This is a genomic window from Streptomyces flavovariabilis (assembly GCF_000725785.1).
GTDB classification, from domain to species: Bacteria; Actinomycetota; Actinomycetes; order Streptomycetales; family Streptomycetaceae; genus Streptomyces; species Streptomyces hawaiiensis.
In genome coordinates this window covers 71,741-96,893 of the sequence record NZ_JNXD01000006.1, presented here as the reverse complement: position 1 = coordinate 96,893, position 25,153 = coordinate 71,741, and the positions used below count along the sequence as shown (strand labels likewise).

Sequence of the window (25,153 nt, the reverse complement as noted above, 5' to 3'; positions counted from 1 at the left end):
TGCCCATGGAGCCTCCCCCTGGTCGCAGGTGTCTCGACACGCGTTTGCCCCTGACCGCTTCGTGCAACCGCGAGTGAGGCCCCATGTCTACTTCCATCACCGTTACGTCCCTTGCGTTCACCTGGCCCGACGGCAGTCCCGTCTTCGAGGGAATGGACGTCGCGTTCGGCCCCGGCCGGACCGGCCTGGTCGGTGTCAACGGGTCCGGAAAATCAACTCTGTTGAAGCTGATCGCCGGTGAGCTCGCACCGGCTGACGGCACCGTCCGCGTGGCCGGCGAGGTCGGCTACCTCCCGCAGAACGTCACGCTCGACACCACCCTGCGGGTCGACGAGGCCCTGGGCATCGCCGGACAGCGCGCCGCCCTGCACGCCATCGAGGCCGGCGACGTCTGCGAGGCGCACTTCGAGACCGTCGGCGACGACTGGGACGTGGAGGAGCGCGCCCTCGCCACCCTCGGCGAACTCGGACTCGGACACGTCGAGCTGGACCGCACCGTCGGCGAGGTGTCCGGCGGCGAATCCGTCCTGCTGCGGCTTGCCGCCCTGCTGCTGCGCCGTCCCGACGTGCTGCTGCTGGACGAGCCGACCAACAACCTCGACCTGTACGCCCGCAGGCGGCTGTACACGGCCGTCCAGTCCTGGCCGGGCGTGATGGTCGTCGTCAGCCACGACCGTGAACTGCTGGACCTCGTCGACCAGATCGCCGACCTGCGCTCCGGTGGGATCACCTGGTACGGCGGCAACTACTCCGACTACGAGGAGGCCCTGGAGACCGAGCAGGAGGCGGCCGAGCGCATGGTGCGCGTCGCCGAGTCCGACTTCCGCAAGCAGAAGCGCGAACTGGCCGACGCGCAGGTCAAGCTGGCCCGCCGCAAGCGGTACGGGCAGAAGATGTGGGACCAGAAGCGCGAACCGAAGATCGTCATGGGTGCGCGCAAGCGCGCGGCGCAGGAGTCCGCGGGCAAGCACCGCATCATGCACGAGGAGAAGCTCGCCGAGGCCAAGGAGCGGCTCGACGAGGCGGTGGAGGCCGTACGGGACGACGACGAGATCCGCGTCGACCTGCCGTACACGGCCGTCCCGCCCGGGCGGACCGTGCTCACCCTCCAGGATCTCGGGCTCCGGTACGGCGCCCGGGTGGAGGGCGGCTTCGACCTGCGCGGTCCCGAGCGGGTCGCGTTGATCGGGCGCAACGGCGCGGGCAAGACCACGCTGCTGCGGACGATCACCGGCGAGCTCGCCCCGGAGTCGGGCGAGGTGCGGGCGCATGTCCCGCTGCGGTTCCTGCCGCAGCGGCTCGACGTCCTCGACGGGGAGCTTTCCGTCGCCGAGAACGTGGCCCGGTTCGCGCCGGGCGCCACCAACAACCGGGTCCGGGCGCGGCTGGCGCGCTTCCTGTTCCGGGGCGCCCGCGCCGACCAGAAGGCGGCGACGCTGTCCGGCGGCGAACGCTTCCGGGCCGCGCTGGCCGCGCTGATGCTGGCCGAGCCCGCGCCGCAGCTGCTCATGCTGGACGAGCCGACCAACAACCTCGACATGGCGAGCGTCCGGCAGCTCACCACGGCCCTGGAGTCGTACGAGGGAGCGCTGGTCGTGGCCAGTCACGACCTGCCGTTCCTGGAGTCGGTCGGCATCACGCGCTGGCTGCTGCTGGAGGAAGGAGAACTGAAGGAAATCACGCCAGAGGCTGTCGGGTTTTCCTTCTAGCGTCGGTGGCATGACCGACTTCACGCACGATGCCATCACTCTGACCGGAGCACGCGAGAACAACCTCAAGGACGTCACCCTGCGCATCCCGAAAGGCCGGCTGACCGTGTTCACCGGCGTTTCGGGGTCGGGGAAGTCGTCCGTCGTCTTCGACACGATCGCGGTGGAGTCGCAGCGCCAGCTGAACGAGACGTATCCCTGGTTCGTCCGCAACCGGCTGCCCAAGTTCGAGCGGCCGCACGCGGACGGCCTGGAGCACCTCACGCCCGCCATCGTCGTCGACCAGCGGCAGGTCGGCGGCCACTCCCGGTCGACGGTCGGCACCATGACCGACGTCTATTCGGTGATCCGGGTGCTGTTCTCCCGGCACGGCACACCGAGCGCCGGACCGGCGACGGCCTACTCGTTCAACGACCCGTCGGGCATGTGCCCCGGGTGCGACGGCCTCGGCCGGACGGTTCGGCCCGACTGGGACCGCATCCTGGATCCGGACCGCTCCCTCGCGGACGGGGCGGTCCGCTTCCCGCCGTTCGCCGCCGGGACCTGGCAGGGGCAGGCGTACACGAACAGCGCCGACCTGGACCCGCACAAGCCGGTGGGGCGGTTCACCGCCGCCGAGCGGGAGTTCCTGATGCGCGGACGGCCCGGCAGCAAGGTCACCGTCAAGGGCAGCGGCGGCACCTGGACCACCGGGTACGAGGGGCTGGCCGTCCGCTTCGAGCGGCTGTACCTGAAGCGGGACCTGTCGGCCATGAGCCGGAAGACCCGCGACCTGGTCCGGGAGTTCACGGTCGAGGGCACCTGCCCGGACTGCCGTGGAGCACGTCTGAACGCGGCGGCGCTCGCGACCCGGATCAACGGCCGGTCGATCGCCGACTGCACCCGCATGCAGGTCACCGACCTGATCGCCGTACTGAAGGAGATCGACGACCCGGTGGCCTCGCCGGTCGCCTCGGCCGCCGTCGCCGCGCTGGAGCGCATCGAGGCGATCGGCCTCGGCTATCTCAGCCTCGACCGGGAGACGGCCACGCTCAGCGGCGGGGAGGGGCAGCGGCTGAAGACGGTGCGGCACCTCGGCTCCAGCCTGACCGGCATGACGTACGTCTTCGACGAGCCGAGCGTCGGCCTGCACCCGCGGGACGTGGGCCGCCTCGGCGACCTGCTGCTGCGGCTGCGCGACAAGGGCAACACGGTGCTGGTCGTCGAGCACGACCCGGACGTCATCGCGCTGGCCGACCACGTCGTCGACATGGGGCCGGGTGCCGGTGCCGGGGGCGGCACGGTGGTGTTCGAGGGGACGCCGCAGGAGCTGGCCGCGTCCGGCACGCTCACCGGGCGCTGCCTGCGCACCCGTTCGGCGGTCAAGGGCGAGGTGCGCCGGCCCAGCGGTGAGCTGTGGGTCAAGGGCGCGGACCGGCACAACCTGCGGGACGTGACCGTGCGGTTCCCGGCCGGTGTGCTCACGGCGGTGACCGGGGTGGCCGGGTCCGGCAAGAGCACCCTGGTCGGGGCGTTCACCGCCGCGCACGACGAAGCCGTGGTCGTCGACCAGTCGTCGATCGGCATCTCGGGCCGCTCCACCCCGGCGACGTACCTGGGGATCATGGACACGGTCCGGAAGATCTTCGCCCGCGGGACGGGAGCCGAGGCGGGCTTCTTCAGCTTCAACTCCAGCGGCGCCTGCGGCACCTGCGAGGGCCGGGGCATCATCTACACCGACCTCGCCTTCATGGACCCGGTGACGACGACCTGCCACGACTGCGAGGGGCGGCGCTTCAAGGAGGAGGTGCTGCGGCTGACCGTGCGGGGCAGTTCCATCGCGGACGTGCTGGAGATGACGGCCGAGCAGGCACTCGGCTTCTTCGACGACACGGGCGTACGGCGCCGGCTGCGCGCCCTGCGGGACGTCGGACTGACCTATCTGACGCTCGGCCAGCCCTTGTCCACGCTCTCCGGCGGTGAGCGGCAGCGCATCAAGCTGGCCACCCGGCTGCACCGGACGGGCGCGGTCTACGTGCTGGACGAGCCGACGACCGGTCTGCACATGGCGGACGTAGAGGGGCTGATCGCCCTGCTGGACCGGCTGGTCGACACGGGCAACACGGTCGTCGTCGTCGAGCACAACCTGGAGGTGATCGCCCGGGCCGACTGGGTGATCGACCTCGGCCCGGACGGCGGCCGGGACGGCGGCGAGATCGTCTTCGAGGGGACGCCTCGACAGCTCCTGGAGGCGAAGGGGTCGTTCACCGGGGAGCATCTGCGGCGGGCGGTGCGGCAAGGCCCGTGAGCCCGGGCATGCCGACGTCAAAGCGTGGTCCGCCCATTGAACCGAAGGGGTGGTTTGGCCCGCCGCCGGCCGATCACGCGTGCGGGGCCCGCGAACACTGGAGGGGGGTGGCGCGGGCCACCGGGGAGGGGAGCGGCATGGCCGACGGCACGGTTCTGGTGGCGGTGACGGAGCATCCGGAGGACGGGGGCGCCACCGCGGGGCAGTTGACGCGCATCGCCGAGGGGATCCGGGCGCGCGGCTTACAGGTGCGGTGGGTGGTGAGCGTCACCGACGCCGAGGCGGTGCTCAGGACCGAGGCCGGGCTGGCCGCCGCGGTGGTCGCCTGGGACCTTCCGCCCGCAGCCGGGGACGGGGACGGACCGGGCGGGGCGACGGTGCTGCGCCGGATCGGGCGCCGGTTCCAGAACCTGCCGGTGTTCCTCGTCATGGCGGACGAGGGGCTGCGTGAGCTGCCGCTGTGGGTGTCACAGTCGGTCGTGGGCTATGTGTGGCCGCTGGAGGACACACCGGCGTTCATCGCCGGCCGGATCACCACCGCCGCACGCGCCTACCAGGACGCGCTGCTCCCGCCGTTCTTCAAGGCCCTGCGGCGCTTCGACGACGCGCACGAGTACTCGTGGCACACGCCCGCGCACTCCGGGGGTGTCGCCTTCCTCAAGTCGCCCGTGGGCCGGGCGTTCCACGAGTACTTCGGGGAGCGGCTGCTGCGCAGCGACCTGTCGATCTCGGTGGAGGAGCTCGGCTCGCTGTTCGAGCACACCGGGCCGATCGGCGAGGCGGAGCGCAACGCCGCGCGGGTCTTCGGCTCCGCGCACACGTACTTCGTCCTGCACGGCGACTCCACCTGCAACCGCCTGGTCGGCCACTTCAGCGTGACCCGCGACGAGATCGCCCTGGTGGACCGCAACTGCCACAAGTCGGTCCTGCACGGCCTGGTCGTCTCCGGCGCACGGCCGGTGTACCTGGTCCCCACCCGCAACGGATACGGCCTCGCCGGTCCCTTGCCGCCGGCCGAGATCGCGGCGGAGTCGGTGGCGGCGCGGATCGCGGCGAGCCCGCTGACGGCGGGCGCCGTGTCGTCCCGTGCCCAGTACGCGGTGTTCACCAACTCCACGTACGACGGGCTGTGTTACGACGCGGTGGCGGCGGCCCGGGCGTTCGCCGCCGGCACACCCCGGCTGCACTTCGACGAGGCGTGGTTCGCGTACGCCCGCTTCCATCCGCTCTACGCCGGGCGCTACGGCATGTCGGTGGACGAGAAGGTCTTCCCCGGCCCCGACCGGCCGACTGTCTTCGCGACCCAGTCCACGCACAAACTGCTGGCGGCGCTGTCGCAGGGTGCCATGGTGCACGTCCGGCCCGCGCCGCGGGCGCCGGTGGAGCACGACCGGTTCAACGAGGCGCTGATGATGCACGGCACGACGTCGCCGCTGTACCCGATGATCGCCTCGCTGGACGTGGCGACGGCGATGATGGACGGCCCGCAGGGGCAGTGGCTGATCGACGAGGCGGTGACCGAGGCGATCCGGTTCCGCCAGGAGATGGTGCGGATCGGGCGGCGCATCGAGGCGGCGGGTGACCGGCCGCCGTGGTTCTTCGGGGTGTGGCAGCCGGACGAGGTGACCGACCCCGCGAGCGGGGAACGTATGCCCTTCGACGAGGCGCCGGCGGATCTGCTGCGGAGCGAGCCGTCCTGCTGGCACCTCGCGCCCGACGCGGACTGGCACGGCTTCCCCGGGCTGACCGACGGGTACTGCATGCTCGACCCGATCAAGGTCACGCTGACCTGCCCGGGGCTCGACGCGACGGGGGTGATGTCCGACCGGGGCATCCCGGCGCGGGTTCTCACCGCCTATCTGACGACGCGCGGCATCGTCGTGGAGAAGACCGACAGTTACACCACGCTGGTGCTGTTCTCCATGGGCATCACGAAGGGCAAGTGGGGCACGCTGCTGGACGCCCTGATGGACTTCAAGGACCTCTACGACGGTGACGCCCCGCTCGACAGGGTGCTGCCCGCGCTGGTCGGGGAGCACCCGCGGCGCTACGCCGGGCTGACGCTGCGCGAGCTGTGCCAGGAGATGCACGACCATCTGCGGGAAGCCCGCCTGGTCGAACTCCTCGACGCGGCCTTCCAGCACCTGCCCGAGCCTGTCGCCCCGCCCCAGCTGTGCTACCAGCGCCTGATCCGCGGCGGCACGGAACGGGTCCGCCTGTCGGAGGCGCCGGGCCGGGTCGCCGCGGCGATGGTCACGGTGACGCCGCCCGGCATCCCGGTCCTCATGCCGGGCGAGAGCACGGGAGCGGCGGACGGCGCCCTCCTGCGCTACCTCGGTGCCCTGGAGTCCTTCGACCGCCGCTTCCCCGGCTTCGGCAGCGAGACCCACGGGGTGACCCGTGACCCCGACACGGGTGACTACCTGATCGAGTGCCTGCGTCCGGACGAGCAGGAGGCAGCCGCCGGCGCGGTGACGCCGGCGCAACGGCGGGGCCTGGAGGATGCCGGAAAGGTGGGCTGAGTCGCAGGGGGCGGCGCGAGTGGGACGAGGGACGGCCGGCGGCTGACGGCTGGGCGATTGGGCCGTCCTCTCGGCTGTTCCTCGTCCGGCGGCCGCGGAGCCCCTCGGCCTCTCCGCCCCTCAGACGCTCCCCAGGGCTGTCCTCTCCCCCGTTCGCCCTGCATGATGGTCGGCCGACACCCGATGGGTTCCGGTCGATCCCGGAGGGTCCTGTCGGTGCGGTCCAGACACGTCCCATCCGATACGGAGTCACGCTCGTGCCCAGCAAGAAGGCCCTCGTCCGCCGCCCCAGCCCGCGTCTCGCCGAAGGGCTCGTGACGCACATCGAGCGGGAGAAAGCCGACGCCGACCTCGCCGTCGAGCAGTGGGAGGCCTACGTGGAGGCCCTGCGCACACACGGCTGGGAGACCATCGAGGTGGACCCCGCCGACGACTGCCCCGACTCGGTGTTCGTCGAGGACACGGTGGTGATGTACCGGAACGTCGCGCTGATCGCCCGCCCCGGCGCCGAATCCCGGCGTGCGGAGACCGCCGGGGTCGAGGAGGCCGTGGCCGGCCTGGGCTGCTCGGTGAACTGGATCTGGGAGCCGGGCACGCTGGACGGCGGAGACGTCCTGAAGATCGGCGACACCGTCTACGTGGGCCGGGGCGGCCGCACCAACGCCGCCGGCGTCCAGCAGCTGCGTGCCGCGTTCGAGCCGCTCGGCGCGCGGGTCGTCTCCGCCCCGGTGAGCAAGGTGCTGCACCTGAAGTCGGCGGTCACGGCGCTGCCCGACGGTACGGTCATCGGACACATCCCCAAGATGGACACGCCCTCGCTGTTCGCGCGCTTCCTGCCGGTCCCGGAGGAGTCCGGGTCGCACGTGGTCCTGCTCGGCGGCGCCAAGCTGCTGATGGCGGCGAGCGCACCGAAGACCGCCGAGCTGTTCGCCGACCTCGGGTACGAACCGGTCGTCGTGGACATCAGCGAGTTCGAGAAGCTCGAGGGATGTGTGACGTGCCTCTCGGTGCGGCTGCGGGAGCTGTACGCCTGACCGGAGGCGCAGGTCCCGGTCAGGCCTCCCGACCTGCGGGACCGGCGCGCTGACGCGCGGGCGAGCGACCCTGCTGATCAGCGGTCTTTACGACACCCTTAACCTACGGCATCGTAACCTACGGATACGTAGCCTACGATTACGTAGGTTTACCGCACACCGCTCATACGCTTGTCCCCCTGGAGAGTCCATGACGATCACCACTCCCCACCTCGGCAGCCCGGCCGGCGCCTGGACCGACGCTCAGCTGCTGTACGCCCTGGAGGAAGTGGTCGAGAAAGAACTCAACCGGCATCTGACGGTCGCCAAGGACTGGATGCCGCACGAGTACGTGCCGTGGAGCGACGGGCGCAACTTCCCCGGTCTCTTCGAGGACGGCGAGGCCTGGGAGAAGGAGCAGTCCAAGGTCACCGAGATCGGCCGCATCGCGCTCGTCGTCAACCTTCTGACCGAGGACAACCTGCCCAGCTACCACCATGAGATCGCCTCGCTGTTCGGCCGTGACGGCGCCTGGGGCACCTGGGTGCACCGCTGGACCGCGGAGGAGGGCCGGCACGGCATCGTGATGCGCGACTACCTGCTCGCCTCGCGCGCGGTGGACCCGGACAAGCTCGAAGAGTTCCGGATGTCCCACATGAGCGAGGGCTTCGAGTCGGACAACCGGCACTCGATGCTGCACTCGGTCGCCTACGTGGCCTTCCAGGAGCTCGCGACCCGCGTCTCGCACCGCAACACCGGCCACCAGTCCGGGGACCCCGTCTGCGACCGCATGCTGGCGCGCATCGCCACCGACGAGAACCTGCACATGGTCTTCTACCGGAACCTGCTGAAGGCTGCCTTCGAGCTGGCGCCCGACCTGACGATGATGGCGGTGCGCGACGTCATCGTGAACTTCCGGATGCCCGGCCACGGCATGCCCGGCTTCGAGCGGGCCGCCGCGCAGATGGCGATCGGCGAGATCTACAACATGCGCATCCACCACGACGACGTGCTCCAGCCCGTGCTGCGCTTCCTGAAGATCCTGGAGATCGACGGCCTGGGCCCCGAGGGCCGCAAGGCGCAGGAGGAGCTGGCTCTGTTCCTGGGCGGGCTGGACTCCGAGGCGTCGAAGTTCGACGAGAAGCTGGCCGCCCGCAAGGCCCGCATGGCGGCCCGGGCCGGCGCCTGACACGACTCGTACACACGGCCACGAGGCCCCGCCCGCCACGAGCGGCCGGGGCCTCGTGCCGTACCGGCAGCGGGTATCCCCCCGAAGGGAGGCCCCGCTCCCCCGGTGGCGGCTACCGCGACACCCGCCGCAGGTCCAGCCGCTCCTTCTCCGAGAGACCGCCCCAGACACCGAAGCGCTCGTCGTTGTCCAGCGCGTATTCGAGGCAGGCCGCGCGGATCGGGCACATGCCGCAGATCCGCTTCGCCTCCCGTACCGAACTGCCCGGCTCGGGGAAGAAGAAGTCCGCACCCGTCTGCGCGCACAACGCCTCGTGCTGCCAGTCGAGTTCGGGCGAGGTGATCGTGTCGATGTGCATGACCGGAAGCGTCGCGGGCGGCGAAAAACGTTCGATCAACGCGAGATCAACACCGCGTTCACAGGCCTCCGGCCGCTTCGATGGTCGCCCGCCGGCGCGGCCGGTGCACGGCGGCGCGCGGAACCACCGGAGACCACGCCCCGGCGGTGCTCCGGCGGCGGTTGTCTCCGGGCGGTGCGAGACTCGGCAGAGCAGACGACGGGCCCCTGTGCGAGGAGGGCGACGATGCTCACCACCCGTTATGTCACCGGCGCTCCGAACTGGATCGATCTCGGCACCCCCGACATCGACACCGCCGCCGCCTTCTACGGCGGGCTGTTCGACTGGCGGTTCCAGCCGGGCGGCCCGGAGGTCGGAGGGTACGGCCTGTTCCAGCTCGGCGGCAGGACGGCCGCCGGGGGGATGCAGACCACGCCGGAGCAGGGCCCGCCGTCCTGGACGGTGTACTTCCGGACGCCGGACGCGGACGCCACGGGGCGGGCGGCCGAGCAGGCGCGCGGCTCGGTGGCGGTGCAGCCGATGGACGTCCAGGACCTGGGCCGGATGGCGATCCTCGCCGACCAGGCCGGGGTGCCCTTCGGCCTGTGGCAGCCGGGCCGCAACAAGGGCCTGGAGGTGGTCCAGGAGCCCGGCTCGCTGTGCTGGGTCGAGCTGTACACGGCGGACGTCCCGGCCGCGGCGGCCTTCTACCACTCCGTGCTCGGCCTGGAGACCTTCGGCGCCGACTTCGCCGGCGGCACGTACACGACGTTCAACCCCGCCGGGGAGAGCGAGGACGCCATGTTCGGCGGTGTCGTCCCGCTGGCCGACGATCCGGGTGAGGAGGAGGCGTACTGGCTGCCGTACTTCGAGGTCGCCGACACGGACGCCACCGTCGCCAGAGCCGAGGAGCTGGGCGGCGCGGTCCGCCTCCCCGCCATGGACGTCCCGTCCGTCGGCCGCCTGGCCAAACTCGCCGATCCGCACGGCGCCCGCTTCGCGGTGATCCGCAGCGAGCCGCAGCCGGGCTGAGACCGGCCGCGGCCTGTTACGGAGGCGGCGCCTGCCGCGCGACGCCCGGCACGCCCGCTCGCCGCACCGCCCGCGGGCCCATCCAGCAGGTGGGCTTGCGGGCGGCAGGCCGAGAGCCCACACCGGACACCGCGCGGCCCTCCGCGCGACGACGCCCCTTTCCCTGCCGGCCATCAGGCAAGATCACCTGATGTGACGCAGCACCGCTAGGCGGAGCCGCGTCGTACCAGCGTCGTCGGGAGCACCACGCTGGACGGTGTCGCCCCGACGCCCTCACGCGGAGCGTCCCGGTCGAGGCCGCGCAGCAGCAGGCGGGCCATCAGGCGGCCCATCTCCTCGATGTCCTGGCGGACCGTGGTGAGCGGCGGGTCGGTCTGTTCCGCGACGGGCCGCATGTCGTCGAAGCCGATCACGGCCACGTCGCCGGGGACCCGGCGGCCGGAGTCGCGCAGGACGCGCAGCGCACCGGAGGCCATGAGGTCGTTGGCGGCGAACACCGCGTCCACGTCCGGGCAGCGGTCGAGGAGCTCGCGCATCGCCCGCTCGCCGCCGGCCGGCGTGAAGTCGGCCTCGGCGATCAGCCGCGGATCGGCGTCCACCATGACGTCCCGGTAGCCGTCGAGGCGGTCCGCGGCGGAGGTCTGGTCGAGGGCGCCGGTGATGTGCGCGATCCGGGTGCGGCCGAGGCCGGCCAGGTGGCGGACGGCGTCGCGGGCGCCGCCGCGGTTGTCGCTGTCGACGTAGACCACCGCGCGCCTCTCTCCGCTCCAGCCGGGCCGCCCGCCGAAGACGGTGGGAATTCCGGCCCGCTGGATCAGTTCCGGCAGCGGGTCGTCGAGGTGCAGGGAGAAGACGAGGGCGCCGTCGACATGGCCGCCGGCGAGGTACCGGCCGACCCGGGCGTGGTCGTCCCGGCCCTCTGTGAGCAGCAGCACGAGCTGGTTGTCGTGGGCGGTGAGCTCCTTGCTGATGCCGCGCAGCTGGAGCGCGAAGAACGGGTCGGCGAAGACCCGGGTCTCCGGTTCGGCGACGACGACCGCGACCGCGTCGTGCCGCCGGGTCACCAGGGACCGGGCGGCCTGGTTGGGCACGTATCCGAGCTCGTCCACGGCCTTGCGGACCCGCTCCACGAGGATGTCCCGCACCCCGTCCCCGCCGTTGACCACGCGGGACACGGTGGCCCGCGAGACACCGGCCCGGGCGGCCACGGCCTCCAGGGTGGGACGCGGCGCTGTGTCGGTCACTTCGGGGCTCCTCACCTGCGGCTGCGGATCAGGATAGCCCTGGGCCGCGGCGCGGTGAGAGCGCTCTCGCCTGCTTCGGGGAGCGGCCGCCCGTCAGTGCTCGTGGCCGTCGCCCGGCGGCTCCTGCCCGTGCTCGTGCGGCTCGTACCCCGGAATGGTCCCGTCCGGCTTCTTCACCAGGAACAGTCCGACCATCCCCATGTCGGAGTGGCTCTGGACGTGGCAGTGGTACATCCACGCGCCGGCGCCGACCCCCTCCCCCGCGATCACCTGGAAGCCGAAGGAGTCGGCGGGCCCCGTGATCTTGTTGTCGATGACCTGGCTGGGGTCCTCGGGGCCGGTCAGCATGCCGGTGCGGTTGTCCGCCCAGCGATGACCGTGCATGTGGAACGTGTGGTAGAACTCGCCGTGCGTGATCACGACGAACTCGACGCGATCCCCCACCGTGGCCTCGAAGTTCGGCCCGGAGTGCGGCGGCTTGTTGTTGATGCGCATGTCGTTGAAGACGACCGTGTGCGTCCGGTCCGGCAGGACGTCGCCTTTGCGGCGGACGATGACCGGGCCGAAGAGGCCCTTCTGCAGACCCTGCGTACCGTGCTCGGTGCCGACGACGTGGTCGTGGTAATGCCAGTAGCCCGCGCTGCCCGAGCGCCAGGTGCCGTCCTTGCGGCGGCCGGGGGCGTGGGTGCGCCAGGTGTAGGTGCGGGTGCCGCCCGGCTCGACATGACTGCGGTTCAGTTTCGTGCCGTCGCTGGTGATCTCGTAGTCCAGGCCGTGGACGTGCAGGCTCACCGCCACATCCATGGTGTTCTCGAACTCGACGTGGAGCGTGTCGCCCTCATTGAGTTCGATCAGCGGGCCCGGGATGCTCGCCTTGCCCTTCTCCAGGCCGTAGCCCATCTGTCCGTCGGGGAGCTTCTCGGCGTACAGCTTGATGCGCTTCACCTCGCCTCCGGCGGGTGCCGTCTTCGCCGGTCCGGCCGCGCTCACGGCCTCCGGCGCCACGGACAACGATGTCGCGACGGCCGCGCCGCCCAGCAGGACCCGCCGGTTGAAGCTGCGTCTGTCCATGCGGAACTCCCCACCCTGGTAAGGCTTTTACGGAGGCGTACCTGTGATGAACCTGTGCGACGGTACCGGTCGCCCTCCCGTTTATCCACACTCAAGACAAAGTTGGTGCCATCCCGGTCATAGGTATTGGCGCGACAAGCAAAGGGGTTTAGCTTCCTTGGCGGTGTTGCTGTGACCGAGGAGGTGCCCATGCACTTACGAGGGTTGAGCACGAGAAGACGCGTCTGGGCGGCGTCCGTCGCCGCCGGGGTCGTGACGGCGGGGCTGCTGTCGGGCCCCGCCGCGACCGCGCGCCCTTATCCCGAACCCACGCCGACAACGATGTCGATCAAGTCGCCGCCCGGCGGCGCGAATGTACGGGTGCTGATCTTCCACGGGTCCGCGGCGGCCGGGGAGGAGTCGCCGGTGGTGAACGCCGGGATCGAGGCCATCGAGGACATCGGCCTGTCGGGCCCGTCGAACCGCCGTTTCAAGGTGCAGGCCACCGGCGACGCCTCGGTGTTCACCGACGAGACGAGACTCGGCCGCTTCAACGCGATCGTGTTCCTGACCGGCGGGGGCGATGTCCTCGACGCGGAGCAGGAGGCGGGCCTGGAGGCCTATATGGAGGCCGGCGGCGGGTTCGTCGGCATTCATGACGCGGCGCGCGCGGAGCCGTACTCGGACTGGTTCACCGGACTGGTGGGTGCCCGTCCGGCCGCGTCGAGCCCCACGGCCGTGCAGCGGGCCACCGTCGAGGTCGGCGACCGCGGGCATCCCGCCACCAAGAATCTGCCGGTGCAGTGGAAGCGCCCGGACCAGTGGCTGAACTGGGTGAAGAACCCCTCGGGCGACGTGCATACGGTGGCCCGCGTGCGCGAGTCGACCTATCAGCCGGGCACGGGCGCCAACGGCTGGGACCATCCCGTCAGTTGGTGCCGTGACTATGACGGCGGCCGTTCCTTCTACACGGGCATGGGCGGCACGGTGTCGTCGTACGACGAGTCCGACTTCCGCGATCATCTGCGCGGTGCGCTGATGTGGACGACCCGGCTGGAGCAGGCCGACTGCAAGGCGACCATCAACGCCCACTACGCGGCGGAGCGGCTGACCAAGCCCAACCAGCCCGGGCAGAACGACCAGATCGGCGAGCCGCACGGGATGGTCACCGCGCCCGACGGCCGGGTCTTCTACATCGGCCGGGGCGGCGCCGACTCCTCACAGCCCGTGATCACGGACTGGAACAACCCCGGCATCGGCAAGGGCAAGGGCGAGATCCACGTCTACGACCCGAAGACCAAGCAGGTCACCCTGGCCGGTGCGCTCACCGTCTTCGGCAACAAGGGCGGCGGCGACGAACTGGTCAAGGTCGAGGAGGGGCTGCTCGGCATCGAACTGGACCCGGGGTTCGCGCAGAACGGCTGGGTGTACCTGCACTACACGCCGCACGAGCGGATCAACCGTGAGACGCGGATGGCCGAGCGGCGGGTCTCCCGGTTCACGCTCGACCGGGCCACGAACAAGCTGGACCTCGCCAGTGAGAAGGTCCTCCTCAAGTGGCCGGTGCAGATCCACAGTTGCTGTCACGCGGGTGGCGGGATGGCCTGGGACTCCAAGGGCAACCTGTACATCGCCACGGGTGACAACAACTCCAGCGGCTTCAGCGACGGCTACTCGGGCAACAACCCGCAGCCGAACTACAAGGGCGTCTCCTTCGCGGACGCACGCCGCACCGCGGGCAACACCAACAACCTGAACGGCAAGATCCTGCGCATCCACCCGGAGCCGGACGGCACATACACCCTCCCCGAGGGCAATCTGTTCACCGGGAAGGAGACCGACGAGGGCGGCGGCAAGACGCGCGGCGAGATCTATGTGATGGGCGTCCGCAACCCGGCGCGCATCTCCGTCGACAAGTCGACCGACGTGCTCTACGCGGGCTGGGTCGGCCCGGACGCGAGCGCGCCGTCGACGACCTGGGGCCCGGCCAAGTACGACACGTTCGCCGCCATCACGAAGGCGGGCAACCGCGGCTGGCCGTACTGCATGGGCAACAAGCAGCCCTACCGGGACCGCAATCTGCCGGATCCGTCCAAGCCGCTGGGCTGGTACGACTGCGACCGCCCGAAGAACGAGTCGCCGAACAACGACGGCCTGGTCAATCTGCCGCCGGTGACCGGCAACAACATCTGGTACTCGCCGTCGGGCGGCGGCCCGGACTACCCGCGGGACGCGAACGGTGTCCCGTCGTACAAGCCGGCGGAGGCCACGTACCGGTTGCCCTGGCTGAAGGGCGGCGGGCAGGCCGCGATGAACGGGCCGGTCTACCGGTACGGCACGACCGCGGCCGACAGCACCGTCAAGTGGCCGGCCTACTGGGACGGCAAGTGGTTCGTCGGTGACTTCTACGACGCCGACCAGCCGCGCAACGCGGTGCTCATGGACCCGAAGACGCAAGGCGACGGCGGTCTGCCGGTGCACTCGGAGTCGCTGAAGAAGATCGTGCCGGTCGGCAACGACGGCATCAAGAACCTCATGGACTGGAAGTTCGGTCCGGACGGCGCGCTGTACGTCCTCGACTACGGGCGCGGCTTCTTCACCTCGGACTCCAAGTCGGCCCTGTGGCGGGTCACCTACAAGGGCGGCGGACCGACCCCGGCCGCCGGTCAGCTGGCGAGGGGGAGCGAGTGATCCGGCAACGAAGAATCTGGGCCGCCCTGCTGGCCGCCCTGCTGATGATGCTCGGCGTGCAGGCGCTGCCCGCCGCCGGGCAGCCCGACAAGGAGGCCGCCGACCAGGTGCTCACCTGGACGGCGGGCAACGACATCGACACGTACCTCTCCGCGCCGAAGACCGCGGTCGCCGGCACGGCCACGATCGTCTTCGAGAACAGCGAGGCCACCGGCAACACCACGGGCATGCCGCACACGCTGACATTCGTGACCAGTGATCCCGAGTTCAACAGCGACGTGCAGCTCAACATCCTGGCCAATCCGAACGACGCCCAGGGCGGCAAGCACACCGCCCAGGTCACGCTCACGCCCGGCCGGTACTTCTACCACTGCACGATCCCGGGCCACGGCCAGATGCAGGGCATCCTGACGGTGACCGAGGGGACCGGCGAGGACACCACGGCGCCCGAGGCGTCGGCGCACGTGAGCGGCACGCAGAACACGCAGGGCCAGTACGTCGGTTCGGCGAGCGTGGCGCTGCACGCCACCGACGAGGGCGGCTCCGGCGTCGAGAGGATCGAGTACGCGATCGGCGACGCGGGTGCCTGGCAGCCGTACACCGCGCCGGTCGTCGTCGACCAGGTCGGCGGTCACAAGGTCCGCTATCGCGCGTTCGACAAAGCGGGGAACGTCTCCGCCGAGAAGAGCGCCGAGTTCACGGTCGTGGCGCCCCAGTCGGACGACACCACCGCGCCGGAGACCTCGGCGGCGGTGAGCGGTGAACGCGACGCGGACGGGGCGTACATCGACATGGCGACGGTCACCGTCTCGGCCTCCGACACGGGCTCCGGGGTCAACACGATCGAGTACGCCATCGGCTCCGGCGCCTGGCAGCCGTACACCGCGCCCGTGATGGTGCACCAGGTGGGCGCGCACACCGTCCGCTACCGCGCCACCGACAAGGCCGGCAACGTGGCGGCGGAGAAGAGCGTGCAGTTCACGGTCGTCGCGGCGCCGCCGCAGGACACCAACCCGCCGGTGACGGGCGTGACCGTGGAGGGCACGAGGAACTCCGCCGGGGCGTACGTCAACAGCGCCCGGGTGACGGTCACGGCGACGGACGCGCACGGCTCGGGCGTCGAGAAGATCGAGTACTCGCTCGACGGCGGACCGTACCTGGCCTACACGGCGCCGGTGGTGGTGGACCGGGCGGGTGCGCACACCGTGGCATACCGGGCGACGGACAAGGCGGGCAACACCGCGGCGGCCCGCACGGTGACCTTCACGGTCGTCTCCGGGCAGGTCCCGGCACCGGACTGCCCCGAGTACGACGAACGGCTGACGGTGATCGTCGGCGAGGTCGACTCCGGGGTGCGCAACCGGGTCACGGACAACCGGTGCCGGATCGGCGAGCTGATCGAGGACGAGAAGGAGTGGACGTCCCAGGCGCTGTTCCTCAAGCACGTGACGTCCGTTCTCGACGCCCTGGTGAAGGAAGGGGTCATCGACCAGCGGGAGTCCAGGGCGATCCGGAAGGCGGCCCGTGAGTCGGGCATCGGCAAGCCGGGGCAGACCGACGGCTACCGTGCGCTCTTCGACGGCACCGCGGAGTCCCTCGCCAAGTGGCAGCAGGTCGGCGGCGGTTCGTTCGGGCTGAACCCCGACGGGACGATCACCTCCAGCACCACGACGCCCGGCATGGGCATGCTGTGGTTTCCGCAGCGCAAGTACGGCGACTTCTCACTGAAGCTCCAGTGGCGTGACGACGCCCCGGGCACGGGCAACGCCAACTCCGGTGTGTTCGTGCGCTTTCCGTGGGTCCACGACCACCCGGAGGAGTCCCGGCCGGAGTGGGTCGCCATCAAGTACGGGCACGAGGTGCAGGTGCTCGACCGGCCCGACGGCGACATGTACAAGACCGGGTCGGTCTACGGCTTCGACCGGGTCGGTCTCGCCGGAGCGGGGGTGACGCAGAAGGGCACCTGGAACGACTACGAGATCCGTGTGGAGGGCCAGCACTACTCGGTGTTCCGCAACGGTGTGCTGATCAACGAGTTCGACAACACCGGCGGCCAGGAGTTCAGCCCGCCCCGCTCGGACGACCCCGGCACGGACGGGCGGCGGTTCGCCTCCGGCTACGTCGGGCTCCAGGTGCACGGCACGACGGATGTGGTCTCGTACCGCGACATCCGGATCAAGGAGCTGTAGGCGGCTCCTTCTCCCTGCGGGCCCTGCTCGGCTGTACCCGTCTGGGTTCCCCCGGCATCTTCGGATACTCGGGCGGGTACGGCAGGTCGCCCAGTCCGTGGTCGTGCTCGTCACGGCGGGCGAGGTCGAGCAGTGCTTCCAGGGAGTAGCGCTTCTCGTCCATGTCCGCGTGCACGTCGCCGAGTTCGGCGAAGCGCGCGGGCATGGTCGCGAGGTCGAAGTCCTGGGGGTGCGCGACCCCCACCTCGTCCCAGCGCAGGGGCGCGGAGACGGGGGCGTGCGGGCGGGGGCGCACGGAGTAGGCGGAGGCGATGGTGCGGTCGCGGGCCGTCTGGTTGTAGTCGATGAAGATGCGCTCGCCCCGCTCCTCCTTCCACCACTTGATGGTCAGGTGCTCGGGCATCCGCCGTTCCATCTCCCGGCCGACGGCGATGGCGGCGCGCCGGACCTGGGTGAAGGTCCAGCGCGGTTCGATGGGCACGAAGACGTGCAGACCCCGGCCGCCCGACGTCTTGGGAAAGCCCCGCAGTCCGCCGAACTCGTCGAGCACCGCCCTGAGTTCGTGGGCGGCGCGGGCGGCGTCGTCGTAGTCGGTGCCGGGCTGCGGGTCGAGGTCGATGCGGAGTTCGTCCGGGTGGTCGACGTCGTCGCGGCGCACCGGCCAGGGGTGGAAGGTGAGGGTGCCGAACTGGGCGGCCCACACCACGGCACCGACCTCGGTGGGGCACATCTCGTCGGCGCTGCGACCGCTGGGGAAGGTGATGTGCGCGGTCGGGATCCAGTCGGGCATGTTCTTCGGCGCCCGCTTCTGGAAGAAGTTCTCGCCGGTGACGCCCTCGGGGTACCGCTCGAGGGTGGTCGGCCGGTCGCGCAGGGCGCGCAGGATGCCGGGGCCGACGGCGATGTAGTAGCGGGCGAGGTCCAGCTTGGTGAAGCCGCGCTCCGGGAAGAACATCTTGTCCGGACTGGACAGCCGCACGGTCCGGCCGCCCACCTCCAGTTCCACCGCGTCACCCATGCCCGCCACGGTAGGCGTAGCCCGCATACCTCGCACATCGGGCACCTGCTGGCACATCGGCGCAGAATCGATCCATGGATCTGCCGGTGATGCCCCCTGTCCTGCCGATGCTCGCCAAGTCCGTGGCGGTGATCCCGTCGGGCATGCAGTACGAGGCGAAGTGGGACGGGTTCCGGGCGATCGTGTTCCGCGACGGGGACGAGGTCGAGCTGGGCAGCCGTACCGGCAAGCCCTTGACCAGGTACTTTCCCGAGCTGGTGACGGCCGTGCGGGAGCGGTTGCCGGAGCGGTGCGTGGTGGACGGGGAGATCGTGATCGCGCGGGAGGGGCATCTGGACTTCGACGCGCTGACGGAGCGGATCCACCCGGCGGACTCGCGGGTGCGGACGCTGGCCGAGCGGACGCCGGCCTCGCTCGTCGTGTTCGATCTGCTGGCGCTGGGCGACGAGTCGCTGATGGACGTCCCGCTGACCGAGCGGCGGGAGCGGCTGGCCGGGAAGTTGTCCGGGGTGCGGGCGCCGGTGCATCTGGCCCCGGCTACCACCGACATCGAGGTGGCGCGGCAGTGGTTCGAGGAGTACGAGGGGGCCGGTCTCGACGGGGTCATCGCCAAGCCGCTGAGCGTGCGCTACCGGCCGGACGAACGCGCCATGTTCAAGATCAAGCACGAGCGGACGGCGGACGTCGTGGTCGCCGGGTACCGCCTGCACAAGAGCGGCCCGGTCGTGGGCTCGCTGCTGCTCGGCCTGTACGACGACGGGGGAACCCTCCAGCACGTGGGCGTGTCCGCCGCCTTCACGATGAAGCGGCGAGCCGAACTCGTGGAGGAGCTGGAGCCGCTGCGCCTGGACGACGTGACGGGGCATCCGTGGGCGGCCTGGGCCGAGGAGGCCGCGCACGAGAAGGCCCGGCTGCCGGGGGCACCGAGCCGCTGGTCGGGCCGCAAGGACCTGTCGTGGGTGCCGCTCAGCCCGGACCGGGTGGCCGAGGTGGCGTACGACCACATGGAGAACGGGCAGCGCTTCCGGCACACTGCCCGTTTCCGCCGCTGGCGCCCGGACCGCACTCCCGAGAGCTGCACGTACGCCCAGCTGGAGGAGCCGGTCCGTTACGACCTGGCGGGGATCCTCGGCGTCTAGGCTCAGGGCTGCATCAGGACCTTGACCGCGCCGTCCTGCTTGCGCTGGAACATCTCGTACGCGTGCGGGGCCTCCGACAGCGGCACCCGGTGGGTGGCGAAGTCGTCCACGCCGAGGGGGTCCTCGTCGGTCAGGTACGGGATGATGTCGTCGCTCCAGCGGCGGACGTTGGCCTGGCCCATCCGCATCTGGATCTGCTTGTCGAACAGGGTGAGCAGCGGCAGCGGGTCGGCCATACCGCCGTAGACACCGGACAGCGAGATGGTGCCGCCGCGGCGCACCAGGTCGATGGCGGTGTAGAGCGCGGCGAGGCGGTCGACGCTGAAGCGCTCGGCGATGGGGCCGCCCAGCTTGCGGGGCAGGATCGCCGCGGCGTTCTGCACCATGCGCGCGGCCGCGCTGCCGTGGGCCTCGGTGCCGACGGCGTCGATCACGGCGTCGGGGCCGCGGCCGTCGGTCTGGTCGCGGATCGCCTCGACGAGCTCCTTCTCGTCGTCGAAGGACCGCAGGTCGAAGGTCTCCACGCCCCGCGCCTTCGCCCGGCGCAGCCGCTCCGGGACCAGGTCGACGCCGAACACCCGTCCGGCACCCTTTACCTGGGCGACGCGGCAGGCCATGTCGCCGATGGGGCCGAGGCCCAGTACGGCGACGCTGCCGCCCTGCGGGACGTCGGCGTAGGCGACCGCCTGCCAGGCGGTGGGCAGGACGTCGGAGAGGTAGACGAAACGGTCGTCGGGCGGGCCCTCGGGGACCTTGATCGGGCCGAACTGCGCCTGCGGAACCCGCAGGTACTCGGCCTGGGCGCCCGGCACCGCTCCGTACAGGCGGGTGTAGCCGAACAGGGCGGCGCCCATGCCCTCGCCCTGCACCTGGGTGGTCTCGCACTGGGTGGGCAGGCCGGTGAGGCACATCCAGCAGTTGCCGCAGGCGATCTGGAACGGCACCACGACCCGGTCCCCCACCTGGAGGTCCGGGACGCCGGCGCCGACCTCCTCGACGATGCCCATGGGTTCATGGCCGAGGATGTCGCCGGGGGTCATGAACGGGGTGAGCACTTCGTACAGGTGCAGGTCGGATCCGCACAGCCCGCTGGAGGTGATGCGGATGACCGCGTCCGTCGGCTCCTGGATCGTCGGATCGGGCACGTTCTCCACGCGCACGTCCCGCTTGCCCTGCCAGGTCACTGCCCTCATCGCCTCGCGCTCCCTCCGTCAGCGTGCACGTCGGTCGTACGGCGGGGCTCGAGTACCCGGGCGCTCCACGCTGAACCTTGAGCCGCCCCCTGAGCCGAACGACCGAGCTGATCGACTGAGCTGATCAACTGAGCTGATCGACTGAGCCGATCGACGGACGCCACGGAGACACTTCCCTGCCGAGAACGATCGACTATGGCCATTGATGTTCAGATAAGCGCACAATCAAGGCAGATCGATGACATAAGGCGCGGTGGCGACGGTGGGCATGGGACGAGGAGCGCGCGGACGACGCGCCGCGACGACGATGGCGCTGCTGGCCGCCACGGTGGCAGCCGCCCTGGCGGCGGGCTGCACGAGCGGGGGCGCGCCGGGCGACGACGGACGGGGAGCACCGAAGCAGTCGAAGCAGGGGGAATCGACGACCGGGCCCTCCGCCCTCGCCGTCAAGATCGACAACGCCGCCTCGGCCCGTCCCCACACGGGCGTCGACGCCGCGGACGTGGTCTACGCCGAGCAGGTCGAGGGCGGGCTGAGCCGGCTGATGGCGGTGTACGCGACCCGGCTGCCGAAGACGGTCGGGCCGGTGCGCAGCGCCCGCGAGTCGGATCTGGAACTGCTGCGCCAGTTCGACCGGCCCACGCTCGCCTTCTCCGGCGCGCAGAGCAAGCTCCTGCCGCTGATCGACGAGGCGCCGCTCCGGGCGGAGACGCCGGGCAGCGCCGCCGACGCCTACTTCCGCGACTCGGGCAAGCCCGCCCCGCACAACCTCTACCTGCGCCCCGAGCGGATCGCGCCCGAGGCCCCGGGGCAGGCCGCCCTGACCACCGGTTTCCGCTACGGTCCGGCGCCCGCGGGCGGCACGGCGACGGACTCCCGGACGGTGCGCTACCCGGCGGCCCGTTTCACCTTCACCTGGTCGGACTCCCGCGACCGGTGGCTGGTCGGCATGGACGGCTCGCCGGCGACGACGGCCGACGGCGGGCGGACGGCGGCCGCGACGGTCGTCGTGCAGTACGTGAAGGTGCGCGAGTCCGCCTTCCGGGACTTCCTCGGCAACAACACGCCGTACACCGAGACGGTCGGCTCGGGGAGGGCGACGGTGCTGCGCGACGGACGGGCCTGGGACGTGAACTGGAAGCGGGAGAAGGCCGCGGACGGCACCTCGTTCACCACCGGCGACGGCACGCCGGTGAACTTCGCGAAGGGCCAGGTGTGGGTGGTGTTCGCCAGGACGCCCTGACCGGCCCGCCCGGGCAGCGTCCGTCAGCGGGGCGCCACCAGGGGTTCCTCGGGGTTGCGGAGCCCCTCGGCAGCGTCGGCGACGCGCCGGATGAGATCGAAGAACACCGTCCGCTCGTCGGCGGTCAGCGGGGCGAGGAACACCTGGTTCATCCGGGCGGTGCGCACGGTCAGCTTGCGATGCGTGCGCACCCCCTCGTCCGTGAGACGCAGCAGGGAGCGGCGGCCGTCCTGGGGGTCGCGGACCTTGTCGAGCAGCCCGCGCCGGCTGAGCCGGCTGATCACCTCGGCGATGGTGGACCGGTCGAGCCCCACCCGCTCCCCCACCGTGCGCTGGTCCAGGCCGGGCTCGGCGACGAGGGCGTTGAGGACCGCGAACTGTGGCGAGGTGATCTCCTCGGAGACCATCGTGTTCCACAGCAGGTAGTGCGCCTGCTGGAGCCGCCGGGCCAGGTGCCCGGGGTGGGTGGTGAGGTCCGCGGCCGCCATGTGCACCCCTCGGTCGTTTTCGTCGGTGCACTGAACAATACTCAGGGAGCAGCACGCTGTCTGCTGCGTGCGCAAAGGACGGCAAGCGTATTCTCCGAGGTCTTGACGCCCCGGTGTCCCGATGGCAGCGTGAGAGACAGCTCGCATAAATACTCAGTGCCCTGATTAATCTGGTCGGGTCGCTCGGAAGAGATGGGGCTTCTCGGATGGACAAGGTGGTCGCCACGGCCCTGGAGGCGGTGGCCGACGTGCCGGACGGCGCGTCGCTCGCGGTGGGCGGTTTCGGGCTGAGCGGTGTGCCGAACGTGCTGATCGGGGCGCTGTACGAGCGCGGCGTGGCCGGGCTGTCGGTGGTCTCCAACAATTGCGGGGCGATGGAGTCGGGCCTGGCGGTCCTGCTCGCCGCCGGCCGGATCGCCCGGGTCACGGGCTCCTACATCGGCGCCAACAAGGAGTTCGCCCGGCAGTACCTGGCCGGGGAGCTGGAGGTCGAGCTGATCCCGCAGGGCACGCTGGCCGAGCGGCTGCGGGCGGGCGGCGCCGGGATCCCCGCCTTCTACACCCCGGCCGGCGTCGGCACACAGGTCGCCGACGGCGGGCTGCCCTGGCGCTACGACGGTGAGGGCGGGGTCGCGCTCGCCTCGCCGCCGAAGGAGGTCCGGGAGTTCGACGGCACGGAGTACGTGCTGGAGCGGGGCATCCGCACCGACTTCGCCCTGGTCCGCGCCGCCCGCGGCGACCGGCACGGCAACCTCGTCTTCAACAAGTCCTCCCGGAACTTCAACCCCCTCTCCGCGATGGCCGGGCGGATCACGATCGCCGAGGTCGAGGAACTCGTGGAGCCCGGCGAGATCGACCCGGACGCCGTTCACCTGCCGGGCGTCTTCGTGCAGCGGGTGCTCGCGCTCACCCCGGAGCAGGCGGCGGACAAGAAGATCGAGCAGCGGACGGTGAGGTCCTGATGGTCTGGACGCGCGCGGAGATGGCCGCACGGGCGGCCGGGGAGCTGCGGGACGGGCAGTACGTCAACCTCGGCATCGGCCTGCCCACCCTCATCCCGAACTACCTCCCCGAGGGCGTCGAGGTCGTCCTGGAGTCGGAGAACGGCATCCTGGGCACCGGCCCCTACCCCACCGAGGACGCCGTCGACCCGGACCTGATCAACGCCGGGAAGGAGACGGTGACGGTTCTGCCGGGCGCCTCCTTCTTCGACTCGGCGCTGTCCTTCTCGATGATCCGGGGCGGGCACATCGACGTCGCCGTGCTCGGTGCCATGCAGGTGTCCGAGCGGGGCGACCTGGCGAACTGGGCCGTCCCCGGCAAGCTGATCACCGGCATCGGCGGGGCGATGGACCTGGTGCACGGCGCCCGTACGGTCGTGGTCGTCATGACGCACACCGCCAAGGACGGCTCGCCCAAGATCCTCACCGAGTGCGCCCTGCCGCTGACCGGCAAGGGGTGTGTGAACCGGATCATCACCGACCTCGGCGTCCTCGACGTCACCGACGACGGGCTCGTCCTGGTCGAGACCGCGCCGGGTGTGACCGCCGGGGAGATCGTCGCCAGGACCGACGCCGAACTGACCGTGCCGGAGGGCCTGAAGTGAAGGACGTCTACATCGTCGACGCGGTCCGCACGCCGATCGGCCGCTACAACGGGGGCCTCGCGAGCGTGCGCCCGGACGACCTGGCCGCGCATGCCGTCCGCGAACTCCTCGGCCGCACGCCGCAGCTGGACCCGGCCCGGGTCGAGGACGTGTACTTCGGCAACGCGAACGGGGCCGGTGAGGAGAACCGCAACGTCGGCCGGATGGCCGCGCTGCTCGCGGGTCTGCCCACGTCCGTGCCGGGCGTGACGGTCAACCGGCTGTGCGCGTCCGGCCTGGAGGCCGTGATCCAGGCGGCCCGGGCCATCGCGCTCGGCGACGCGTCCATCGCGCTGGCCGGGGGCGTGGAGTCCATGACCCGGGCGCCGTACGTGCTGCCGAAGAGCGACAAGCCCTTCCCGGCCGGGCACACCGGGCTGTACTCGACGACGCTCGGCTGGCGGATGGTCAACCCGCGGATGGAGCCACAGTGGACGATCCCGCTGGGCGAGTCGGCCGAACTCATCGCCGACAAGCACAAGATCGGCCGGGAGCAGCAGGACGAGTTCGCGCTGCGCAGCCACGAGAAGGCCGCGCGGGCGCGGGCCGAGGGCCTGTTCGACGGTGAGCTGGTGTCCGTGGCGATTGCGCAGCGCAAGGGCGAGCCGGTGGACTTCGCCGCCGACGAGTGCGTCCGGCCGGACGCCTCCCTGGCGGCGATGGCCAAGCTGAAGCCGTCGTTCCGCGAGGTGGGCGGCACGGTGACGGCGGGCAACGCGTCCCCGTTGAACGACGGTGCGGCGGCGCTGCTGCTCGTCGACGACGAGGGGCTGAAGGCGACGGGCCGCGAACCGCTCGCCCGCGTCCGCGCGACGGGCGTCTGCGCGACCGACCCGCACTACTTCGGGCTGGCGCCCGTGGAGGCGGTCAACCGGGCGTTGGCCAAGGCGGGCCGGGGGTTCGGCGACCTGTCCGTGCTGGAGCTGAACGAGGCGTTCGCCGCGCAGGTGCTGGGGTGTGTGGCCGAGTGGCCCGAGTTCGATCCCGCGATCCTCAATCCGCAGGGCGGGGCGATCGCCCTGGGACACCCGCTGGGAGCGTCCGGGGCCCGGCTGGCCGGGACGGTGGCCCATCAACTCGCCCGGCGGGGCGGCGGCGTAGGGGTCGCGACGCTTTGTATCGGGGTGGGCCAAGGCCTCGCCCTGGTCCTCGAACGGTAGCCCT

At 71.1% G+C, this 25,153-nt stretch carries 19 protein-coding genes; 13 read left to right on the top strand and 6 right to left on the bottom strand.

The window, feature by feature from the left end:
* Nucleotides 1-83: 83 nt before the first annotated feature.
* The 5 genes from IO24_RS0112640 to IO24_RS0112620 all read left to right on the top strand — a co-directional run bounded on the left by IO24_RS0112640 (nucleotide 84) and on the right by IO24_RS0112620 (nucleotide 8,720).
* Nucleotides 84-1,709: an ABC-F family ATP-binding cassette domain-containing protein gene (locus IO24_RS0112640; protein ID WP_031135071.1), complete on the top strand. Its 1,626-nt coding sequence runs from the start codon at nucleotides 84-86 to the stop codon at nucleotides 1,707-1,709.
* A 10-nt stretch (nucleotides 1,710-1,719) separates the two neighbouring features.
* Nucleotides 1,720-3,996 (top strand): ATP-binding cassette domain-containing protein, encoded by a 2,277-nt coding sequence (locus IO24_RS0112635; protein ID WP_031135069.1) that lies wholly within the window; start codon nucleotides 1,720-1,722, stop codon nucleotides 3,994-3,996.
* A 137-nt stretch (nucleotides 3,997-4,133) separates the two neighbouring features.
* Nucleotides 4,134-6,518: an Orn/Lys/Arg family decarboxylase gene (locus IO24_RS0112630; RefSeq protein ID WP_031135067.1), complete on the top strand. Its 2,385-nt coding sequence runs from the start codon at nucleotides 4,134-4,136 to the stop codon at nucleotides 6,516-6,518.
* Between the two features lie 257 nt (nucleotides 6,519-6,775).
* The gene (ddaH, locus tag IO24_RS0112625; protein WP_031135065.1) at nucleotides 6,776-7,552 is read left to right on the top strand and encodes a dimethylargininase; all 777 of its coding nucleotides are present in this window, start codon (nucleotides 6,776-6,778) and stop codon (nucleotides 7,550-7,552) included.
* Nucleotides 7,553-7,742: 190 nt separating this feature from the next.
* Entirely contained in the window at nucleotides 7,743-8,720 is a 978-nt protein-coding gene (locus IO24_RS0112620; RefSeq protein WP_031135063.1) for an acyl-ACP desaturase, read from the top strand.
* 112 nt (nucleotides 8,721-8,832) lie between these two features.
* Here IO24_RS0112620 and IO24_RS0112615 read toward each other — a convergent pair whose 3' ends face one another.
* Entirely contained in the window at nucleotides 8,833-9,078 is a 246-nt protein-coding gene (locus tag IO24_RS0112615) for a WhiB family transcriptional regulator (protein WP_031135061.1), read from the bottom strand.
* A 225-nt stretch (nucleotides 9,079-9,303) separates the two neighbouring features.
* Here IO24_RS0112615 and IO24_RS0112610 point away from each other — a divergent pair, with 225 nt between their 5' ends.
* On the top strand, nucleotides 9,304-10,089 hold the full coding sequence (locus tag IO24_RS0112610; protein WP_031135059.1) for a VOC family protein: 786 nt from the start codon (nucleotides 9,304-9,306) through the stop codon (nucleotides 10,087-10,089).
* Nucleotides 10,090-10,295: 206 nt separating this feature from the next.
* On the opposite strand, the gene IO24_RS0112605 is transcribed toward IO24_RS0112610, so the two are convergent.
* Both IO24_RS0112605 and IO24_RS0112600 read right to left on the bottom strand, forming a co-directional pair.
* Nucleotides 10,296-11,333 (bottom strand): LacI family DNA-binding transcriptional regulator, encoded by a 1,038-nt coding sequence (locus tag IO24_RS0112605; RefSeq protein ID WP_031135058.1) that lies wholly within the window; start codon nucleotides 11,331-11,333, stop codon nucleotides 10,296-10,298.
* A 93-nt stretch (nucleotides 11,334-11,426) separates the two neighbouring features.
* Nucleotides 11,427-12,404: a multicopper oxidase domain-containing protein gene (locus IO24_RS0112600; RefSeq protein ID WP_031135057.1), complete on the bottom strand. Its 978-nt coding sequence runs from the start codon at nucleotides 12,402-12,404 to the stop codon at nucleotides 11,427-11,429.
* A gap of 189 nt (nucleotides 12,405-12,593) precedes the next feature.
* On the opposite strand from IO24_RS0112600, the gene IO24_RS0112595 reads away from it, so the two are divergent.
* Both IO24_RS0112595 and IO24_RS0112590 read left to right on the top strand, forming a co-directional pair.
* Entirely contained in the window at nucleotides 12,594-15,074 is a 2,481-nt protein-coding gene (locus tag IO24_RS0112595; protein WP_031135055.1) for a ThuA domain-containing protein, read from the top strand.
* A 44-nt stretch (nucleotides 15,075-15,118) separates the two neighbouring features.
* Nucleotides 15,119-17,263, top strand: coding sequence for an OmpL47-type beta-barrel domain-containing protein (locus IO24_RS0112590; protein ID WP_234335208.1), 2,145 nt, complete (start codon nucleotides 15,119-15,121; stop codon nucleotides 17,261-17,263).
* Here the strand turns inward: IO24_RS0112590 and ligD are convergent.
* A complete protein-coding gene (gene ligD / locus IO24_RS0112585; protein WP_031135051.1) occupies nucleotides 17,250-18,281 on the bottom strand; it encodes a non-homologous end-joining DNA ligase in 1,032 nt (343 codons plus the stop codon). The genes IO24_RS0112590 and ligD overlap by 14 nt on opposite strands.
* A gap of 74 nt (nucleotides 18,282-18,355) precedes the next feature.
* Between ligD and IO24_RS0112580 the strand changes: the two genes are divergently transcribed.
* A complete protein-coding gene (locus IO24_RS0112580) occupies nucleotides 18,356-19,420 on the top strand; it encodes an ATP-dependent DNA ligase (RefSeq protein ID WP_031135050.1) in 1,065 nt (354 codons plus the stop codon).
* A gap of 2 nt (nucleotides 19,421-19,422) precedes the next feature.
* Here IO24_RS0112580 and IO24_RS0112575 read toward each other — a convergent pair whose 3' ends face one another.
* Nucleotides 19,423-20,613 (bottom strand): zinc-dependent alcohol dehydrogenase, encoded by a 1,191-nt coding sequence (locus IO24_RS0112575; RefSeq protein ID WP_031135048.1) that lies wholly within the window; start codon nucleotides 20,611-20,613, stop codon nucleotides 19,423-19,425.
* A 268-nt stretch (nucleotides 20,614-20,881) separates the two neighbouring features.
* Between IO24_RS0112575 and IO24_RS0112570 the strand changes: the two genes are divergently transcribed.
* Nucleotides 20,882-21,856: a DUF3048 domain-containing protein gene (locus tag IO24_RS0112570; protein WP_031135046.1), complete on the top strand. Its 975-nt coding sequence runs from the start codon at nucleotides 20,882-20,884 to the stop codon at nucleotides 21,854-21,856.
* Nucleotides 21,857-21,879: 23 nt separating this feature from the next.
* Here the strand turns inward: IO24_RS0112570 and IO24_RS0112565 are convergent, their stop codons facing one another.
* On the bottom strand, nucleotides 21,880-22,344 hold the full coding sequence (locus IO24_RS0112565; RefSeq protein WP_031135044.1) for a MarR family winged helix-turn-helix transcriptional regulator: 465 nt from the start codon (nucleotides 22,342-22,344) through the stop codon (nucleotides 21,880-21,882).
* A gap of 206 nt (nucleotides 22,345-22,550) precedes the next feature.
* On the opposite strand from IO24_RS0112565, the gene IO24_RS0112560 reads away from it, so the two are divergent.
* Genes IO24_RS0112560 through IO24_RS0112550 form a run of 3 tightly spaced genes read left to right on the top strand, consistent with a single transcriptional unit; the run spans nucleotide 22,551 to nucleotide 25,149 of the window.
* On the top strand, nucleotides 22,551-23,306 hold the full coding sequence (locus IO24_RS0112560; RefSeq protein WP_031135042.1) for a CoA transferase subunit A: 756 nt from the start codon (nucleotides 22,551-22,553) through the stop codon (nucleotides 23,304-23,306).
* On the top strand, nucleotides 23,306-23,950 hold the full coding sequence (locus tag IO24_RS0112555; RefSeq protein ID WP_031135041.1) for a CoA transferase subunit B: 645 nt from the start codon (nucleotides 23,306-23,308) through the stop codon (nucleotides 23,948-23,950). The genes IO24_RS0112560 and IO24_RS0112555 overlap by 1 nt, the downstream gene beginning before the upstream one ends.
* A complete protein-coding gene (locus IO24_RS0112550; RefSeq protein ID WP_031135040.1) occupies nucleotides 23,947-25,149 on the top strand; it encodes a thiolase family protein in 1,203 nt (400 codons plus the stop codon). The genes IO24_RS0112555 and IO24_RS0112550 overlap by 4 nt, the downstream gene beginning before the upstream one ends.
* Nucleotides 25,150-25,153: the final 4 nt, after the last annotated feature.

Bases quoted from the DNA above. Each gene is read 5' to 3' on its own strand.
- IO24_RS0112640 (WP_031135071.1), top strand. From the start codon at position 84: ATGTCTACTTCCATCACCGTTACGTCCCTTGCGTTCACCTGGCCCGAC.
- IO24_RS0112635 (WP_031135069.1), top strand. From the start codon at position 1,720: ATGACCGACTTCACGCACGATGCCATCACTCTGACCGGAGCACGCGAG.
- IO24_RS0112630 (WP_031135067.1), top strand. From the start codon at position 4,134: ATGGCCGACGGCACGGTTCTGGTGGCGGTGACGGAGCATCCGGAGGAC.
- IO24_RS0112620 (WP_031135063.1), top strand. From the start codon at position 7,743: ATGACGATCACCACTCCCCACCTCGGCAGCCCGGCCGGCGCCTGGACC.
- IO24_RS0112615 (WP_031135061.1), bottom strand. From the start codon at position 9,078: ATGCACATCGACACGATCACCTCGCCCGAACTCGACTGGCAGCACGAG.
- IO24_RS0112610 (WP_031135059.1), top strand. From the start codon at position 9,304: ATGCTCACCACCCGTTATGTCACCGGCGCTCCGAACTGGATCGATCTC.
- IO24_RS0112600 (WP_031135057.1), bottom strand. From the start codon at position 12,404: ATGGACAGACGCAGCTTCAACCGGCGGGTCCTGCTGGGCGGCGCGGCC.
- IO24_RS0112595 (WP_031135055.1), top strand. From the start codon at position 12,594: ATGCACTTACGAGGGTTGAGCACGAGAAGACGCGTCTGGGCGGCGTCC.
- IO24_RS0112590 (WP_234335208.1), top strand. From the start codon at position 15,119: ATGATGCTCGGCGTGCAGGCGCTGCCCGCCGCCGGGCAGCCCGACAAG.
- ligD (WP_031135051.1), bottom strand. From the start codon at position 18,281: ATGGGTGACGCGGTGGAACTGGAGGTGGGCGGCCGGACCGTGCGGCTG.
- IO24_RS0112580 (WP_031135050.1), top strand. From the start codon at position 18,356: ATGGATCTGCCGGTGATGCCCCCTGTCCTGCCGATGCTCGCCAAGTCC.
- IO24_RS0112575 (WP_031135048.1), bottom strand. From the start codon at position 20,613: ATGAGGGCAGTGACCTGGCAGGGCAAGCGGGACGTGCGCGTGGAGAAC.
- IO24_RS0112570 (WP_031135046.1), top strand. From the start codon at position 20,882: ATGGGACGAGGAGCGCGCGGACGACGCGCCGCGACGACGATGGCGCTG.
- IO24_RS0112565 (WP_031135044.1), bottom strand. From the start codon at position 22,344: ATGGCGGCCGCGGACCTCACCACCCACCCCGGGCACCTGGCCCGGCGG.
- IO24_RS0112560 (WP_031135042.1), top strand. From the start codon at position 22,551: ATGGACAAGGTGGTCGCCACGGCCCTGGAGGCGGTGGCCGACGTGCCG.
- IO24_RS0112555 (WP_031135041.1), top strand. From the start codon at position 23,306: ATGGTCTGGACGCGCGCGGAGATGGCCGCACGGGCGGCCGGGGAGCTG.